Origin of the sequence: Vineibacter terrae, assembly GCF_008039615.1 — a bacterium.
Classification (GTDB): Bacteria; Pseudomonadota; Alphaproteobacteria; order Reyranellales; family Reyranellaceae; genus Vineibacter; species Vineibacter terrae.
Genome location: NZ_VDUZ01000020.1, coordinates 51,095 through 67,879, shown reverse-complemented (window position 1 = coordinate 67,879; position 16,785 = coordinate 51,095). Strand labels below are relative to the sequence as shown.

Annotated in this window: 17 protein-coding genes; 8 read left to right on the top strand and 9 right to left on the bottom strand. The window is 69.0% G+C overall.

The genetic code is table 11. The annotated features are described in order from the left end of the window. Window positions 1-35 precede the first annotated feature (35 nt). Entirely contained in the window at window positions 36-1,019 is a 984-nt protein-coding gene (locus FHP25_RS18170) for a fumarylacetoacetate hydrolase family protein (protein ID WP_147848367.1), read from the bottom strand. 95 nt (window positions 1,020-1,114) lie between these two features. Here FHP25_RS18170 and FHP25_RS18165 point away from each other — a divergent pair, with 95 nt between their 5' ends. The 5 genes from FHP25_RS18165 (at window position 1,115) to FHP25_RS18145 (ending at window position 5,218) form a co-directional block, all read left to right on the top strand. After that, a complete protein-coding gene (locus tag FHP25_RS18165; protein ID WP_147848366.1) occupies window positions 1,115-1,882 on the top strand; it encodes an FCD domain-containing protein in 768 nt (255 codons plus the stop codon). Then, the gene (locus FHP25_RS18160) at window positions 1,824-2,756 is read left to right on the top strand and encodes an ABC transporter substrate-binding protein (RefSeq protein WP_147848365.1); all 933 of its coding nucleotides are present in this window, start codon (window positions 1,824-1,826) and stop codon (window positions 2,754-2,756) included. The genes FHP25_RS18165 and FHP25_RS18160 overlap by 59 nt, the downstream gene beginning before the upstream one ends. A 29-nt stretch (window positions 2,757-2,785) precedes the next feature. Next, window positions 2,786-3,571: an ABC transporter ATP-binding protein gene (locus tag FHP25_RS18155; protein ID WP_147848364.1), complete on the top strand. Its 786-nt coding sequence runs from the start codon at window positions 2,786-2,788 to the stop codon at window positions 3,569-3,571. A gap of 124 nt (window positions 3,572-3,695) precedes the next feature. Then, window positions 3,696-4,454 (top strand): ABC transporter permease, encoded by a 759-nt coding sequence (locus FHP25_RS18150; RefSeq protein ID WP_147848363.1) that lies wholly within the window; start codon window positions 3,696-3,698, stop codon window positions 4,452-4,454. After that, on the top strand, window positions 4,451-5,218 hold the full coding sequence (locus FHP25_RS18145) for an ABC transporter permease (protein ID WP_147848362.1): 768 nt from the start codon (window positions 4,451-4,453) through the stop codon (window positions 5,216-5,218). The genes FHP25_RS18150 and FHP25_RS18145 overlap by 4 nt, the downstream gene beginning before the upstream one ends. Before the next feature lie 77 nt (window positions 5,219-5,295). Here FHP25_RS18145 and FHP25_RS18140 read toward each other — a convergent pair whose 3' ends face one another. The 3 genes from FHP25_RS18140 to FHP25_RS18130 all read right to left on the bottom strand — a co-directional run bounded on the left by FHP25_RS18140 (window position 5,296) and on the right by FHP25_RS18130 (window position 9,383). After that, entirely contained in the window at window positions 5,296-6,828 is a 1,533-nt protein-coding gene (locus FHP25_RS18140) for a hypothetical protein (protein WP_147848361.1), read from the bottom strand. 19 nt (window positions 6,829-6,847) lie between these two features. After that, window positions 6,848-7,549 carry an alpha/beta fold hydrolase gene (locus FHP25_RS18135; RefSeq protein ID WP_147848360.1) on the bottom strand — a complete coding sequence of 234 codons (702 nt, stop codon included), beginning with the start codon at window positions 7,547-7,549 and terminating at the stop codon, window positions 6,848-6,850. Between the two features lie 79 nt (window positions 7,550-7,628). After that, on the bottom strand, window positions 7,629-9,383 hold the full coding sequence (locus FHP25_RS18130) for an ABC transporter ATP-binding protein (protein WP_408068532.1): 1,755 nt from the start codon (window positions 9,381-9,383) through the stop codon (window positions 7,629-7,631). A 261-nt stretch (window positions 9,384-9,644) separates the two neighbouring features. On the opposite strand from FHP25_RS18130, the gene FHP25_RS18125 reads away from it, so the two are divergent. Next, window positions 9,645-10,700 carry a glycosyltransferase family 4 protein gene (locus FHP25_RS18125; protein ID WP_147848358.1) on the top strand — a complete coding sequence of 352 codons (1,056 nt, stop codon included), beginning with the start codon at window positions 9,645-9,647 and terminating at the stop codon, window positions 10,698-10,700. A 204-nt stretch (window positions 10,701-10,904) separates the two neighbouring features. Continuing rightward, window positions 10,905-11,543: a PadR family transcriptional regulator gene (locus tag FHP25_RS18120; RefSeq protein ID WP_147848436.1), complete on the top strand. Its 639-nt coding sequence runs from the start codon at window positions 10,905-10,907 to the stop codon at window positions 11,541-11,543. Window positions 11,544-11,553: 10 nt separating this feature from the next. On the opposite strand, the gene FHP25_RS18115 is transcribed toward FHP25_RS18120, so the two are convergent. The 5 genes from FHP25_RS18115 to FHP25_RS18090 all read right to left on the bottom strand — a co-directional run bounded on the left by FHP25_RS18115 (window position 11,554) and on the right by FHP25_RS18090 (window position 16,627). Then, the gene (locus FHP25_RS18115; RefSeq protein ID WP_178133609.1) at window positions 11,554-12,012 is read right to left on the bottom strand and encodes a GNAT family N-acetyltransferase; all 459 of its coding nucleotides are present in this window, start codon (window positions 12,010-12,012) and stop codon (window positions 11,554-11,556) included. Window positions 12,013-12,248: 236 nt separating this feature from the next. Then, on the bottom strand, window positions 12,249-13,205 hold the full coding sequence (locus FHP25_RS18110; protein WP_147848356.1) for a hypothetical protein: 957 nt from the start codon (window positions 13,203-13,205) through the stop codon (window positions 12,249-12,251). Window positions 13,206-13,241: 36 nt separating this feature from the next. After that, a complete protein-coding gene (locus FHP25_RS18105) occupies window positions 13,242-14,282 on the bottom strand; it encodes a hypothetical protein (protein WP_147848355.1) in 1,041 nt (346 codons plus the stop codon). 102 nt (window positions 14,283-14,384) lie between these two features. Next, the gene (locus tag FHP25_RS42840) at window positions 14,385-14,903 is read right to left on the bottom strand and encodes a UGSC family (seleno)protein (protein WP_422665406.1); all 519 of its coding nucleotides are present in this window, start codon (window positions 14,901-14,903) and stop codon (window positions 14,385-14,387) included. A gap of 446 nt (window positions 14,904-15,349) precedes the next feature. Then, entirely contained in the window at window positions 15,350-16,627 is a 1,278-nt protein-coding gene (locus tag FHP25_RS18090) for an alpha/beta fold hydrolase (RefSeq protein ID WP_218578432.1), read from the bottom strand. Between FHP25_RS18090 and FHP25_RS40840 the strand changes: the two genes are divergently transcribed. Continuing rightward, the gene (locus tag FHP25_RS40840) at window positions 16,626-16,763 is read left to right on the top strand and encodes a hypothetical protein (RefSeq protein WP_178133608.1); all 138 of its coding nucleotides are present in this window, start codon (window positions 16,626-16,628) and stop codon (window positions 16,761-16,763) included. The two genes, FHP25_RS18090 and FHP25_RS40840, sit on opposite strands and share 2 nt — an antisense overlap. The last annotated feature ends 22 nt before the right edge of the window (window positions 16,764-16,785 follow it).

Below are 16,785 nucleotides of genomic sequence, written 5' to 3'. Positions count from 1 at the left end.
GCGCATCCGCGCGACGGTGACGAGGCTGTCGTGGGCTACACGTCCTGCCGCACGACGGTGTTGCGCAGCACGCCGATGCGCTCGACCTCGAGCTCGACGATATCGCCATGCTTGAGGAAACGGTCGAGCTCCAGGCCGCAGCCATTGCCCATCGTGCCCGAGCCGAAGAACTCGCCGGCACGCAGGGTCTCGTCGCGCGAGACGAAGGCGATCATGTCCTCGAAGCCATGCAGCATGTCGGCCGACGTGCCGCTGGCCCAGGTCTCGCCGTTGACGCGCACCGACATGGCAAGCCCATACGGATCGGCGATCTCGTCGGCCGTCACCAGCCACGGCCCGATGGCGTTGCCGGTGTCGAAATCCTTGCCCTTGCATGGCCCCAGCATGCCCTGCATCTCGACGAACTGCGCGTCGCGGGCCGAGAAGTCGTTGAAGATCGCGAAGCCGAAGATGTGCTGCCGCGCTGCGCCCCGGGCGATATCCGCGCCACCCCGGCCGATGAACACGCCGAACTCGAGCTCGAAATCCATCACCTGGCTGTAGCGCGGCCAGCGCACGACCTCCTCGGTGCCGATCACCGAGAAACGGTTGGCCTTGTAGTAGATCGGCTGCGCGCGATAGACCGGCGGCACGTCGGCGGCCGGCATCACCGCGGCCGCGGCCGCATTGTCGCCGCGCTGGCGCGCCAGCAGCCGCTGCATGCCCGCCGGCGCCTGGCGGATATGGCCGGGGAACACCGAGAAATCGCGGATCTGCCGCGGCTCGGGCACCGGCGACAGCAGCTTCACCGATGCCAGCGTGCTGTTCAGGTCGCCGTCATCGGCATGGCGCGCCAGCAGCGCGCGGGCACCGTCGAGCGCCGACGGCCCGGCATCGATCAGCGCCAGCATCGAGGCGAAGGCTGCGTCCGGCATGCCGTCGCGCGACGCTGCCGCCGCCACGTCGAGGATCCGGGCATCGCCGTCATGCACGGCGCCGAGCCGGACTGCGCCGCCGTTGCGATAGGTCGCAAGCTTCATGGTCTCCCCCCAGGGTTTCCGATAAAATATATATAAAAACGATTTTGTCGATATTCCTTGTTGCTGCCCCGGCCCCGGCATGACACAGTCGCGGCATGGCCACGATGGTGCCGTCGCCCGATCCGACGCACGCTGCGGAGACGCTCGCGGAGCGGGCGAGCGCCATCCTGCAGCGCGAGATCCTGTCAGGTGCGCTGCCGCCCGACTCCAAGCTGCGCATCCAGGAGCTGGCGGCGCGGCTCCGGATCGGCGCCACGCCCTTGCGCGAAGGCCTGTCGCGCCTGGCCGCGCAAGGCCTGGTCAAGGCGATCGGCCAGCGCGGTTTTCGCGTCGCCGCCGTCAGCCGCGCCGACCTCGAGGACATCACGCGCACGCGCACCCTGATCGAGGTCGAGGCCCTGCGGCTGGCGATCGCGCGTGGCGACGATGTGTGGGAAGCCGGCATCGTCGCCGGCCTGCACCGGATGCGGAAGTTCACCGCCCGCGGCACCGGGCGCTTCCGCGAGGGCGTCGCCGACTTCGACGCCGTGCACAAGGCGTTCCACACGGCGCTGATCGCCGCTTGCGGCTCGCATCGGCTGCTGGCGCTGCACAGCGCGCTCTACGACCAGGCCTACCGCTACCGCCGGGTGATGATGACCCGCTTCGAGCGGCCGGGCGCGCTGGACGACGAGCACCAGGCGCTGGCCGACCTGGCGCTGGCGCGCGACGGCGCCCGGGCCGCGTCTCGGCTGGCCCATCACCTGGCTTCGACCCTGGCGATCGTCTATCCGCCAACCAACAAGGCTAAAGGGGAACGCATCGATGACGAGGCTGCTCACAGGACTCGCCGCCGCCCTGCTGTCGGCGGCGCTCGCCGCTAGCGCCGCGGCCCAGACGAAGGTCGGCATCGGCTACACCGCCGTCACCGACTTCGCGGCGGCGTTCGTCGCCAGGGAGGAAGGCTTCTTCAAGAAGCGCGGGCTCGATGCCGAGCTGACCCTGATCGCGATCAACTCCAACATCCCGGCCGCGCTGATGTCTGACTCGATCCAGTTCGGCGGCCCGACCCCGTCCGTCTTCCTGCAGGCGGTCGACGGCGGGCTGGATCTCGTCGCGGTCAGCGGCGCCAGCGTCTCGGCGCGCGAGAACGCCAGGGGCGGCGGCGTGGTGGCGCGCACCGGCGTCGAGATCAAGACGCCGCAGGACTTCGTCGGCAAGAAGGTCGGCGCGCCGGGGCTGGGCGCCTTCCTGCACGTGCTGTTCCGGCAATGGCTGATCGAGAAGGGCGTCGACCCGCGCAAGGTGACCTTCGTCGAGGTCTCGTTCCCGACCATGAACGACGTGCTCAAGGGCGGCACGGTCGACGCCGTCGTCACCGCCGATCCGTTCATGAGCCGCATGGTCGCGGCCGGCACCGGCACGGTGGCTTTCCACTACATGGCCGACCTGCCCGACGGCAAGCCGCAGATCCTCTATGCCGCCACGCGCGACTGGGCGCAGAAGAACGCCGCGACGGTGGCGGCCTTCCGCGCCGCGATCGCCGAAGGCTCGGCGTTCGTGGCCGCCAACCCCGACAAGACGCGCGAGCACATGGGCAAGTACATCAAGCTGCCGCCCGAGGTACTGAAGGGCGTGCTGATCTCCAGGCCCGACGCGGCGCTGACGGCGGACCAGCTCAACTGGTGGGTCGACGTCATGAAGGGCCAGGGCATGTTCAAGACCGGGCCCGACGCGGCCAAGCTGCTGTTGCCGTGAGGGGCACGGCGCCCGCGACGGAGCCTGACATGGACAGCCTCGCCCTGCCGACATGCGAGCCGCTGATCCGCTTCTGCGGCGTCGCGCTCACGCTGGGCGGCAGGCGCATCCTCGATCCCATCGCGCTCGATATCGGGCGCGGCGAGTTCGTCTGCGTCGTGGGCCCCTCGGGCTGCGGCAAGACCACCCTGCTGCGCCTGATCGCCGGCCTCTACCTGCCGACGGAGGGCCAGGTCCTCTATGGCGGCAAGCCGGTCGCCGGCCCGCGTCAGGACATCGCCATCGTCTTCCAGGACTACGGCAAGGCGCTGCTGCCCTGGCGCACCGCCAGCGGCAATGTCAGCCTCGCGCTCGAGGCCCTTGGCACGCCGCGCGCGCAGCGGCCGGCGCGCATCGCCGCCCTGCTTGCCAAGGTCGGCCTGGCGCAGCATGCCGACAAGTTCCCCGGCCAGCTGTCGGGCGGCATGCAGCAACGGCTGCAGATCGCGCGCTGCCTGGCGCAGGAACCCTCCGTGCTGCTGATGGACGAGCCGTTCGGCGCGCTCGATGCCATGACCCGCCAGGCGCTGCAGGACGAGGTGCTGGGCCTGGCCGCCAGCTCGGGCGCCACGGTGTTCTTCGTCACCCACGACCTGGAGGAGGCGATCTATCTCGGCGACCGGGTGGTGGCGCTCAAGCCCAACCCCGGCCGCGTCGCCGACATGTTCGAGGTGCGCCTGCCGCGCCCGCGCGACCAGCTCGCCACGCGCGAGCACCCCGAGTTCCTGCGCCTGCGCCGGACCTTGTTCGACTTCATCAAGGAAGCCGAGGCATGAGCAGACGGACGCACGGCGGCACGATCGGACCGCGCGGCTCCTGCCGCGCATCTCCTTCGTCTGCCGCACCGTATGAGCGCGCCGTGAGGCGCGCGGTCCGTCCGGACCATCAGGCGCTGCCCTCATGAGCGGCTGGCGCGGCCTCGTCGTGCCCCTGGGCGTGCTGGCGGCGGCTGAGGTCGCGGCGCTCGCGGCCGGACTGCAGAGCGACAGCCTGGCGCGGCCCAGCGAGATCGCGGCCGCAGCCGGCGTGGCGCTCGTCGACGGCACCATCCTGCGCGCCACGGTGCAGACCTTGGCCGCCGCCGGCGCCGGCCTCGCGATCGGCACCAGCCTGGGGCTGGCGCTCGGCATCCTGCTGGGGCTGTTCCGCACCGCCGGCCGCCTGGCCGAGTTCTCGATCGAGGCGTTCCGGCCGATCCCGTCGGTGGCGCTGATCCCGATCGTGCTGCTGATCTTCGGCTTCGGCTATCGCATGGAGATCGCGATCGTGGCGTTCGCCACGTTCTGGCCGATCCTGATCCTGACGCAGACAGCCATCGCCGGCATCGAGCCGCGCCTGCTGGAGGTCAGCCGCGCGCTCGGCTTCGGGCTGGGCCGGCGCGTCGCCAAGATCGTGCTGCCCGCGGCGCTGCCGCGGCTGTTCGTGGCCTTCCGGCTGGCCGTCGGCATCGCCCTGATCGTGGCCGTCACGGTCGAGATCACCGGCAACACCCTGGGGCTGGGCTACGCACTGATGGACGCGCAGCAGTCGCTGCGGCCGGCGCTGATGTTCGCCCTGCTGCTGTGGGTCGGCCTGGTGGGCTGGGGCCTGAACGCGCTGCTGCTGTGGGCGCAGGCGCGCCTGTTCGGGCCTGCCGCGATGGTCGAGGCCAGGCCATGAGCGCAAGCCGCATCCTGTGGTTCGCGGCCAGCATCCTGGTCGGCCTGTGCCTGGTGGCGATCTGGCAGCTGGCGGCCGATGCCCGGCTGGTGTCGCCGGTGTTCCTGCCCGGCCCCGACAAGGCCTGGGCGGCGCTGGAGCGCGGCATCGCCAGCGGCGAGCTGCTCGACAAGCTGCTGGGCACGGTCGGGCGCATGGTCTGGGGCTGGCTGCTGGCGTCGCTGCTGGGCATCGGCGTGGGCGCGCTGATCGGCATCTCGCCGGCGGCCCGCGCCTGGCTGGGTCCCACGCTGGAGTTCCTGCGGCCGCTGCCGGCGTCGGCGATCGTGCCGGTGGCGATCGCCTTCCTCGGCCTGTCCGAAGGCATGGTGCTGGCGGTGATCGGCTTCGGCGCGCTGTGGCCGATGCTGCTGGCCACCGTGCACGGCTTCGCCGCCGTCGAGCCGCGGCTCTACGAGGTCAGCCGCGCGCTGGGTCTGTCGCGCTGGGAGGTGATCGGCAAGATCGCGCTGCCCAACGCCCTGCCCGACATCTTCGCCGGCCTGCGGCTGGGCCTGACCGTGGCGCTGATCCTGGCCGTGGTGGGCGAGATGCTGGCCAGCCGCGAGGGGCTGGGCCTCTGGATCCTGCTCTCGGCCCGCGCCTTCCGCGCCCCCGACCTGTTCGCCGGTGTCATCCTGCTGGGCCTGGTCGGGTTTGCCAGCGCCCTGCTGCTGTCGGCCGTGGAGCGCCGCGCCCTGCGCTGGCGCCTGCCTCCGGGTTGATCCTCTGCGCTGCACGGTCGGCAGCCCGCCGGCGACGTCCACGTGCCTTGCCACCGGCGCCGTGGCGAGGCGACACGCTACGCCAGCGGCGGGACGCTTGGCGCCCGGGCCTTCAAGCCATCGAACGGCTTCTTGCTGCCCTGGTCCCAGCCGACATTGATGCCGGCGGGCAATGTGACGTCGGCACCCGCCCTCATCCTGAGGCGCAGCTTCCTGGCCTTGGCGATGCACGGACTGCCCCGATCCAGGCTGAGGTCACCTGTTGTCGGCGCCACGAACATCGGGTCCGCGCCGGCGCCTGCCCTGACCGCATAGCCCATCGCGCGCAGGCCTCGCGGATAGTGCGGATGGTTGATGACATCGCCCACGAAACGGATGTCGAAGACATCCCAGCAGCGCGTGAAGTCGGCCGGCGGCAGCGGCGTGTCGGGCTCGGCGACATCACGGCGCCCGAAGAACGGCGTCCAGGGCCAGTAGATCGGCGCCGGCTTGCCGTCCGACGGGCCGTAGAAGCGGATCGCGTTGTTGACGTGGTGCAGGCCGCGCACGAAGCCTTCCTGGACGATGGTGCTGCGCAGCGCCCAGCTGTTGTTGAAGACATAGATCGGCGCCTCCGACATCTCGGGCTTGTCGTCCTTCTTGAAGAACTTGAAGACAGCGCCGCTGGCGTTGGCATCACCCTTCGGACCCGGCCGGCTGTCGGCCCAGGCGCAGTTGCGGAAGATGTAGACCCAACCCACCTTCTTGAGCTCCAGCGACAGCCATTTGTGGCAGTTGTGGAAGACGTTGTCGTGGATCCACCAGTTCCACACCGCGTCCTCCGCCTCGATGGGGTTGTCCTTGATGTGGCTGAAGGTGCAATCATGCACGCGCACGCCCACCGACAAGTCCGGGCGGCCGCCGCGGTTGAACAGATGCACGCCGTTGAAGGCATGCTGGATCGTGCAGCCGACGATCTCGACGCCGCCGGCGATCTCGTTGGCATTGAAGAACGAACCGTCGAAGCACCGCCAGCCATTGCCGGCACTCTCGCCCCAGTTGCCGTGCACATCCGCCCAGGCAAGGCTCTCCCAGAGCAGCTTCCTCGTCGTATCCTGGGTCCAGGTGCAGCCCTCGATACGGAGCTGCGCGGTGCCGGTGCCGCGGGCCTGGAAGCCATAAGCGCCGCCTTCGATGCCGATGCCGCGGAACTCCATATGGTGACACTCCAGCAACGCGATCGCCGTCGGCGAGCAGTTGCGGAAGAGCAGGCCCTCGACGATCACATGCTGGCAACCGACGAAGCGCAGCTGGCCTTGGTCGGACAGCTTGTACACGCCGGGAAATTCCGTCGCCGGATCCAGCACACGCACCGCGGCACGGGTCCGTTCGATGACCTCAAAGCCCGCGTCCGTCGGACCCACCTGCAACCGGTCGGGCATCGCAAGCCCAGCGTCGAAGACAGCGCCCGGCTGCGCGCGGATCCGGACAGGCCGGCCCGGCACGCCGCGGACCTGCGCGAAGGTCACGGCCTTCCGATAGATGCCGGCCCCCAGCTCAAGAACATCACCCGGGTGCAGTTCCACCACGTCGCCGGCGATCGTATCCGGCGTCGTCACCTTCACTTCCATGGCTCCCCCTCGTCGTTCTCTACATCGCAAGCCACTCCGTCAGGGCGCGGTTGACGGCCTCGGGCTTCTCCATCGTCGAGAGGTGGCCGCAATCCTCGAGCACGTCGAGGCGGGCGCCGGGTATGGCGACGGCGATCTCCTGCGACAGCATCAGCGGCGTCGCGGCGTCCAGCCGGCCGCACAGTACTAAAGTCGGACAGTGGATCGCCGCCAGCGACGGTCGGCTGTCGGCGCGGGTCATGACCGCCTGCTCCTGCCGCAGATAGGTGGCGGCGCCGACGCGCCGCATCATCTTCAGCGCCCGGTCGATCAGCGCACTGTCGCCCAGCCGCGTCATCGGCACGAAGCGCGCCAGCTGCAGGCCCAGCACGATATCGACGTGGCCGGCGCGCACCATCGCCATGCGGCCGGCGCGTATGGCCAGCTCCTCGTCGTGGACGCCGCGCGCGCTGGTGTCGAGCAGCGCCAGCCGCGTCACGCGCGCCGGCGCCTGGCGCATGACCTCCAGCGCGATCATGCCGCCCATCGACAGGCCGGCCAGCGCGAAGCGCGGTGGCGCCGTGGCGAGGATCGCGGCGGCGATCGCGCCTATCGTCGGATGCCGCGTCTGCTCCATCGTGACAACGGCGTCGGCGACGGGTGCCAGCGTCGGAAGCTGATCGCGCCACAGATCCTCATCGCACAACAGACCGGGCACGAGGATCAGCGGTTGCCTTGCCATGAAAGACTCCGTCGGGAAAGTTCAACTCCCGACAGGATAGACCGCTGGGCGCGCGCCACTCCAGTGGCGCGCTGCGGCGCTATGCAGCGGCGCGCTCGGCCTGCGCGGTCTGGCGCATCAGCAGGTCGCGGAACGGTCCGGCCCGGCGCGCAAGCTCCGCCGGCGAACCGTCCTGCACGATCCGCCCGGCATCCATCACCACGATGCGATCGAAGTCGCGCAAGGTCGACAGGCGGTGCGCGATGGCGATCACCGTGCGGTTGCGCATCAGGCGCGCCAACGCATCGTGGATCGCCTGCTCCGATTCGCTGTCCAGCGCCGAGGTCGCCTCGTCGAGCAGCAGGATCGGCGAGTCCTTGAGGAAGGCGCGCGCGATCGCGATGCGCTGCCGCTGGCCACCGGACAGCTTGATGCCGCGATCGCCGGCAACGGTCGCGAAGCCTTGCGGCATCGCGCCGATGAAGCCGCGGCAGCCTGCCGCCTCGGCGGCAGCCATCACCTCAACCTCGCTGGCCTCGGGTCGGCCGTAGCGGATGTTCTCGAGGATCGAGCGATGGAACAGCGAGATGTCCTGCGGCACCACGGCGATCGCCTCGCCCAGGCTCTGCTGCGCCAGCTGCGCCACGTCCTGGCCGTCGATGCGCACGCAGCCGCCCTGCACATCGTAGAAGCGCTGCAGCAGCGCCAGCACCGTCGACTTGCCCGAGCCCGAGCGTCCGACCAGCCCGATGCGCTGGCCTGGCGCCACGCGCAGGCAGAAATCGCGCAGCACGGGACGGCTGCCGGGATAGGCGAAGTCGATGCCGTCGAACTCGACGCGCCCGCCGCGGACCGCCAGCGGCGTGGCGCGCGGATGCTCGCGCATCTCATGCGGCAGCAGCAGCGTGGATAGCGCCTCGCCCAGGCGCGCCATATGCTGCGTGACCTCGACCAGCGCCACGGCAAGGTCACGCGAGGCGTGGAGGATCGTGAAGCCCAGTGAGCAGACCAGCACCACGTCGCCGGTGGTGATGGTGCCCTGCTGCCACAGCTTGAGCGCCCACCCCAGCACGCCGGCGGTCAATGTCGCCGTCAGCGCGGCGTGCAGCAGGCGCAGCTTCTCCAGGTAGCGCAGGCTGCGTCGCCGCGCGTCCATCTCGTTGTCGACCGTCGTGGAGAAACGCTGCCGCTCGCGCATGGTTGCACCGAACGCGCGCACGACGCCGATATTGCCGATCACGTCGACGAGCTCGCCGTCGACCAGCGCTGCCTTGCTGGCAAAGGCGTGGTGCAGTGGCTGGCCGCGGTCGGCCAGCTTGAACATCACGGCCACGATGAAGGCGGCGATGATCACGAGAACGCCCGCCAGCGGCGCATTGACGGCGCTCAGCAGCGCGATCGCGCCCATCACCGCGACAGCCGGTGGCATCACGTTCCAGGTGAACATGGTCTCGGTGGTGTAGACGGCATTGGCCGTGGCGGTGATGCGGCTGGCCAGCATGCCGGGCAGGCGGTCGGCGAAATATCCCGGCGCATGTCCCGTGAGATGCCGGAAGAGATCACGCCGCAGGTCGCCGGTCACCGTGACAAATGCGTGACTGGCCGCCCAGCCGCCGACACGCCACAGCAGATTGTCGGCGGCGATCAGCCCCGTCAGGATAATGAACGCCGCCCATACGAGATCGCCGGGATCGGGCGTCGACAGCACGTCGATCAGGTTCTTGATGGCGTATTGCGAAGCAATGGCGCAGCCCACTGCAGCGAGAACGGAAGTAATGACAATCGAGTGAGACGGCGCGCGATGCCTTACGTAGCGCAGGATGAACAACAACGGTCGATGCGCGTAGCGCACCAAATAACTTGAGTGGCCGCCCGCGCCGTCGTCGAGCAAATTGTCGACGGGCGAGGCTTGGTGAAGGCCGCGATCTTGCATTTGCCTCAATCTCCTGCGTAGATCGGTGGCGTCTCGTTTTGTGTATGCTTGGGAACAGTGACGCGGGCCGGCAGTTGATCACCGGTACTAACGCACATGGCGCTGCTTCGGCGCCCATCAATCACGATAGTCAGCGCGACAGTCAGTCACAACACTGAACCTTTTTCCGAAAGGTGCGAGGACATGCGCATTGCTCAGATCGCTCCGCTCACTGAAGCCATCCCTCCGAAGCTTTACGGCGGAACCGAACGTGTCGTTTCCTTCCTCACCGAAGAACTGGTGGCGATGGGCCACGAGGTCACCCTTTTTGCCAGTGGCGATTCTGAGACAACGGCGGAGCTCGATGCCGTCTGGCCGCGCGCTCTGCGGCTCGATCCCAGCGTGCGTGACCCCATGTCGCTGCACATGCTGCTGCTCGAAAGAGTGCGGCAGCGCGCGCATGAATTCGATCTGCTGCACTTTCATCTCGACTACTTTCCCTTCTCGCTGTTCACTCGCCAGCGCACGCCTTTCGTGACGACATTGCATGGCCGCCTCGACCTGCCGGAACAGCAGCCGGTGTTCGGCGCCTTCTCGTCGGTGCCGGTGATCTCGATTTCGGATGCGCAACGGCGGCCGCTGCCGCAGGCAGGCTGGATCAAGACCGTCCTTCATGGACTGCCGGATCGACTGCTCACCCCGCAGCCAGCCAAGCCGGCATACCTGGCTTTCCTCGGACGCATCGCGCCGGAGAAGTGCGTCGACCGCGCGATCCGCATCGCGCAACTTTGCGGCCTGCCCATCAAGATCGCGGCCAAGGTCGACAAGGCCGACGCCGCGTACTTCAAAAAGGATATCGAGCCGCTGTTGTCGCAACCGCATGTCGACTTCATCGGCGAGATCAGCGATGCGCAGAAATCGGAGTTCCTCAGTGGCGCCATCGCGCTGCTGGTGCCGATCGACTGGCCCGAGCCATTCGGCCTGGTGATGATCGAGGCGATGGCCTGTGGCGCGCCGGTGATCGCATTCAACCGCGGCTCGGTGCCGGAGATCATCGACGATGGCGTCACCGGCTTCGTGGTCGAGGACGAGGTCGGCGCCGTCGCCGCCGTGCAGCGCCTGCCCACGCTGTCGCGCACCGGCATCAGGCGCCAGTTCGAGCGGCGCTTCACGGCCCGGCGCATGGCCGAGGACTACCTGCATGTCTACGGCGCGCTGGCGCGGCGCGACCATCATCATCTGCGCGTCGTGAAGACCTGAGCTCGGAGCGCGGGCGTCCCCGCCCCTTTCGGACCGCGGGCGTCCTCGCCCGCATTCACGCGCAGCGCGAACCCCGGCAGTCTCGAACCCACCAAGCCCCGCATCGGCGCGACCCGCGCCGATGCGCGCTTCGCACGCGCGCTTCTTGACAGACCCATCGAATGATATATCTTAAGACTTATGTTCTACGAAAGAATCACGATCATGCACCGTCATTGCGACCCCGCCTATGGCGATTTCCACGAACGGTGGCGCGGCTTCGTCGGCCGGCACCGGCACGGCCGCGGCTTTCGCATGTTCGCCGCCGGCTTCGGCGACGACGGCGGCCTGGGCGGCCGCAATTTCCGTACGGGCCGCAAGCTGGGCTCGGGCGACCTGCAGCTGCTGCTCTTGAGCCTGCTGGCCGACCAGCCGCGGCACGGCTACGAGCTCATCAAGGCGCTGGAGGAACGCTCGGCCGGCTTCTACAGCCCCAGCCCCGGCATGGTGTACCCGGCGCTGACCTACCTGGAGGAGGTCGGCCACGTCACGGCCAAAGCCGACGGCACGCGCAAGCGCTACAGCATCACCGACGGCGGTCGCGCCTATCTTGACGACAATCGCGGCCTGGTCGATGCCCTGCTCGGCCAGCTGGCGCATATCGGCAGCCGCATGGAGCGGGTGCGCCGGGCCTTCGCCGGCGACGATGTCGAGGAGGATCCGCGCGGCACCACCAGCGAGCTGCGCAGCGCCCGCCACGACCTGCGCGCGCTGTTGCGCGAGAAGCGCAACGCTCCCGCTGATGAACAGCGTCGCATCGCCGCCATCCTGCGCCGCGCCGCAGACGAGATCAGGGGGCAGTAGCCGCCGTTCGCTATCGCGCCAGCCGCTTGCTCATCAGCTTGCGCGCCGTGGCGCGGTAGCCGCGTCGGCGATAGAGCGCTTCGGCCCGCGCGTTGCCACCTTCGACTTCGAGGTGCAGAGCCTGCACGCCGTGCACGGCGGCGACAGCCTCGAGCAGCGCCATGGCCGCGGTACCCAGCCCCTGGCCGCGTGCCTGCGGCAGCACGTAGAGATCGTCGATGAAGCCATCACGGCCGCCGTGCTCGATGCTGAAGCCGAATGTCAGCACGGCGTAGCCAACGCGCACGGTGCCGAAGCGCAGGAAGAACCCGGCGGCCATCGGATCACCACGGCAAACCGCGCGCACCGCGTCGACGCCGGCATCGCTCAGGCGATGGCCATCCTCGGCGTGAAAGGCGTGCGCCATCACCAGCAGCGCCTCACCGTCATCCGGCGTCACCGGTTCAAGCGTGAGAGCGCTGTGCGTCATGAGCCTCCGGCGAGCATGCCATGGCGCCGCGCGGACGATTGTCATCCCGCGCGCCGGCATGGCGATCATATGGCTGTCATCTCAAGCGCAGCGAGGGCAATCATATGGCTGTCATCCCGAGCGCAGCGAGGGATCTCCTGCGGCAAGGCGCACGGTGTGCCATTCGCGGGAGATCCCTCGCTGCGCTCGGGATGACACACACTTTCGGGATGCCACTCTACGAGCCAAACGCGCGATCACACGAGGCGTGTCGTCGTGCGCGTGCCGCCGGCCCATAGCGGCAGGTAGGTCATCTTGATGCCCGGACCGCCGGTGACGATCACATGGATGTCCTCAGGCGCACGCGCCACCGGGTGCGCGGCGAACAGGTAGCGCTGCATCGCCGCCAGGTCCCAGCCGTGGCGGGTGATCAGCCGCGCCAGTTCGGGCGGCAGCAGCAGCACCTGCTCGCCGCGCGTCGGCTTGCGTGCCGCGCCCGATACGGTGATCGCGGCGTGCATTGCCGTCGCCACCGGCTGCAGGATCGCCTCGGGTGAGGCGCCGTCGCCGGAGGGCAGCACTTCCGCCGTCCCCGACACGCCCAGCACAGTCACCGCGTCGCCGTCGGCCGCGAAGCCGCGGCGCACCGGCAGCGCCGGCACGATCGCATCGTCGTTCTCGGCAAAGCAGAACGTGTACTTGCCTGGCTGGCCCATCGTGGCCATGTCGCCGATCTCCGGCCGGGCACCGCCGACATTGCGCAGCATCAGCGCCAAGGCACGGCCGATCGCGGCATTGGCGCGGTTGCCCGGTCCGAGGCAGTTCGTGCCGGCATTGATGCCGAGCCGGCGCGCGATCGGTCCGTGCACGAGGACGGCAACGGCGGTCGTGCCGGTGGTGGTGAGGACGCCCAGCAGGTTGAAGTCCGGCTCGAGGCACGCCGCGGCAGCGGCCAGCACCACCGGCAGCTCGGCCGGCCGCGCGCCGGCCAGCACGCAGCTGTAGGCCACGGCCGCCGGGGTGAGCTCGCCGAATAGCGGCGGCATCTGCCCGAGGCTTCGCTCAGGCTCGTCGATACCGGCCAGCATGGCCTCGAGCCGGCGGCGCGTGGGGATCACCAGCGGCAGGCCATCGCCCAGGCCCTGCTCCTCCAGCGCCGCCTGCGCCGCGTCCCACGGCGCCGACTCCTCGAACAGCGGCAGTTCGTCGGTCACGTCGCTGGCTCCGTCAGGCGTGGCGGGAAGATCTCCTCAACCGCCGGCGACCCGCACCGATGGCACCGCCGTGCCGCCGAAGGACGGGATCCAGGCCGAATGCTTGCCGGGACCGCCCGCGACCAGGATGTGGATGTCGTCGGGGGTCGGCGCGATCTTGTAGTGGTCGTTCACCGGCACGTGACCGGCTTCGGCGTAGCTCTGCTGGTTCTCCTTCGACACGCGCGAGACGTGCACGCGCGCCTGCTCGAACAGGCGGTCGCGCATGCTCTCGATGGTCCAGCCGTCGCGATGCAGCGTGCCGGCATGTTCGGGGCCCAGCACCACGACATAGGGCCCCTTGCCGTAGATCGTGTTGGCGCCCGACTGCGCGATCGTGTTCTCGATCGTGGTCATGATGCCGTCGCCCGACGTGCTGCCGTGGTCGTTGATGTTGTGCGGCGCCTCGCCCGCCATCGCCGTCACCACGCTGTCGCCCGTCGCGAAGCCGCGGCGCACATGGTACGGAGTCCACGGGCTCTCCTCCTCGTTCTCGCCGAAGCAATAGGCGTACTTCGCCGGCGAGCCGTGCGTGGCGCGGTCCATCTCGCCCGGCCGCGCGCCGCCGACATTGAGCAGGATCAGCTGCAGGGCGCGGCCGATCGTGGCGTTGGCGCGCCAGCCCTGCCCGAAGCAGTTGCTGGAGCAGTTGATGTCCAGCGCCTTGCGGATCGGGCCGCTCACCAGCAGCATCGGCGCGCAGGGATGGGTGGTCGCCAGCGTGCCGTGCAGGTTGTAGTCGGGCGTCAGCACGGCGCGCAGCGCGGCCAGCACGACCGGAAGGTATTCCGGCTTGCAGCCCGCCATCACCGCGTTGGCGGCCAGGCTCTTGAGCGTCGGCACCACCTGGCGTGGCGATATCGGCGCGAACGGCTGGTTGTCGCCGCGGCAGACCGCGACGAACTTCTCGACCGCAGCCTCGGTCGGGACGGCCAGCGGCATGCCGTCGCCCCAGCCCTGCTTCAGCGCATACTCGTTCCAGGCTTCGCCATCGCCGTCGGGAATGTCGAGCAGCTCGGTCTCGGGCGTATCGGTCATGTCAAGGTTCCGCGGATTCATCGCTGTGGATGCGTCTTCGAATGAGCCAAGGCATGGCTCATTCGACAGTGTGTCGTGCCACCGATGTCACGGCGAAGGCGCTCACAGGCTTGTGGCTTCGGTCAGACCGGCCGTCGCGGTGGCGATGCGCTCGGCCAGCTCCTGTGCGTTCAGCCCGCCGATCGGGTGCTTCACCACGATCAGACGCGGCTCGATCTTGCGGGCCTTGGCCTGGGCCAGCACCAGCGGACGGAATGTCTCGGTGGCGATCACGTAGGCCGCCACGCCGCGCTTCTGCAATTCAACGAAGTCGTGGAAACTCCACGATGAGCAGGACCCTCAATCGGCTATCGCCAGGAGGGCACCCTTGTACTTGCCGGCGACCGCGTCGATCAGCTCGGCCGGCGCCGGCTGGCTGGCGCTGTTCTTATGCACGAACTCGATATTGTCGACGCTGCGGATATCGGCCAGCCGGGCGCGGATGCCTTCCAGCAGCTCGCGCGCATTGGGCTTGGAGTTCGAGAACATGGCGACCGCATCGGTGCGCCAGTCGACCGGCTTGACGGCGACGGCCTCGCCGCCCGCTGCGGACACGCCGAATGTCGGATTGACGATGCGCATGAGCACCTCCTGGCTTGCCTTCAATCCCTCCGCCGCGGCGCGCCCGCCGTCGGCGATCTGCGACGAGGCCCCGCCCGCACGTCGCCCGCGGCGCAGCCGGGCAGCCCCGGATCTTCAATCCACCATGATCTGACCATCGCCGTCGAGGTCAAGCAACCCGCGCGCAGGGCTGACCGCCGGAATCCGCTGCGCATGGACGCGCACGGCACGCGCCGACGGGACATCACGGCCGCCGTCGCGCCCGCTCCCGCTCGCCGAACCGCAGGTCGCCCGACCCGAGCCGGTCGATGCACAGACACGTTCTACCGATAGCTGATGCTAGCGCGGGGAACCGCAGGTCGCTGATACATCCGTCATCCCGAGCGCAGCGAGGGATCTCCCGCGTGGGAAGCACAGTGCGCCACTCGCAGGAGATCCCTCGCTACGCTCGGGATGACAGTCGCGACTCACCTTCCACCGATAGCCGGTACTGGGCGCGCCTTGATGGCTTCGAGGATGGGCAACAGATGGCGCACGAAGGCGTCGGGGTTCTCCGACATCGGGAAATGTCCGACGCCTTGCATCCCCGTCCATGTCGATCCAGCGATCGCCGCATGCGCGGCCTGGCCATGCTCCATCGAGCCGCTCCAGTCGTATTCGCCGTTGAGGATGTGCACGGCGGTCCGGCCGGTATCGATGCTCGCCGCCTCGGCACGCAGGTCATAGTCGACCAGGTAGTAGTGCAGATCCCCGAGGAAGGCCGGCGGCCACCCGGCCGCATAGACGTGGCTGGTTTCCTTGCGGTAGGCCTCGGGCGACGTCGGACTCATCAGCGAGTCCATCATGCGCGCCTTGTACTCGTTGCTGACCTGCGGATGCCACAGCGCGCTGAGCGCCTCGACGTCGGCGTCGACCTTCAAGGCGCCTTCCACCGCGATCACGGCGCGGAACACGTCGGGGTGATGCCGCGCCAGGTCCAGCGCCAGAAGGCCGCCGACCGAGCACCCCATGAAGACGGGACGATCGAGCTTGAGAGCCGACGCCAGCGTGACCGGCACGGCGCGCAGAAACGCGGCTGTCAGGCGGTACTCGGTTGCCCACCATTTGGGGCCGACGGGCGGCAGCGACTTGCCGTGGAACGGCAGGTCGTAGGCGATGAGCCGGAAGTGATCGGTGACCTCGGGCCGCTCGAACAGGTGGCGCCACTGCGAGCCGTGACAGCCGGCCGTATGCTGCAGCAGGAGCGGGATGCCGGCGCCTGCCTCCTCGAAGTAGACGCGGTGGTCCATGCCGTCGAGCTGCAGGTGGATGTAACGCCCGACCGGACTGTCGAAGCGGCCGGCAGCAGCCGGCGGCGGCATCGCTTGCGACGGCGCCGGGGGCCGCAGCAGCTCAATGGCGCGCATCACCGCCGGGTAGTATTGCGCATACACGACCGGGTCGCCCTCTAGCGCCATCTGGCCCGCCATGACCAGGGGTGCGATGTCATTGCCGAAGCGCGGCGGTGTAGCCGCCAGCAGCGCGTCCCACGTCTGCTGCGGCGCGGCGAGGCCGATCACGCCTGCCGCGTCCTGGTCGGGATCGGCAGCGCGCGGCATGCCGTTGGCAAGCGTCATGCCGAGCAGCGTCCCGCCCATGCGCAGCCGCATGCCGCCGTTCCAGAAGCGGGCGGCGAGACGGAACTCCCCGTCGGCAGCACACAGAGTCGCAAGATGCTCAGATGTTCGAGCCGGATGCGCGGACATGAATGTCTCCCGTGTCACTGGCCAAGTCGCCATCGACTCGACGATAGTGCATCGCGCACGGCGCTACGAGCAGCGCCCCGGATTCATCACATACGTGATCGCCGGCGCCAGGCGCGGTCGCGAGCGCGCGCGGTAGCGCGCAACCGGCAGGGTCTGTA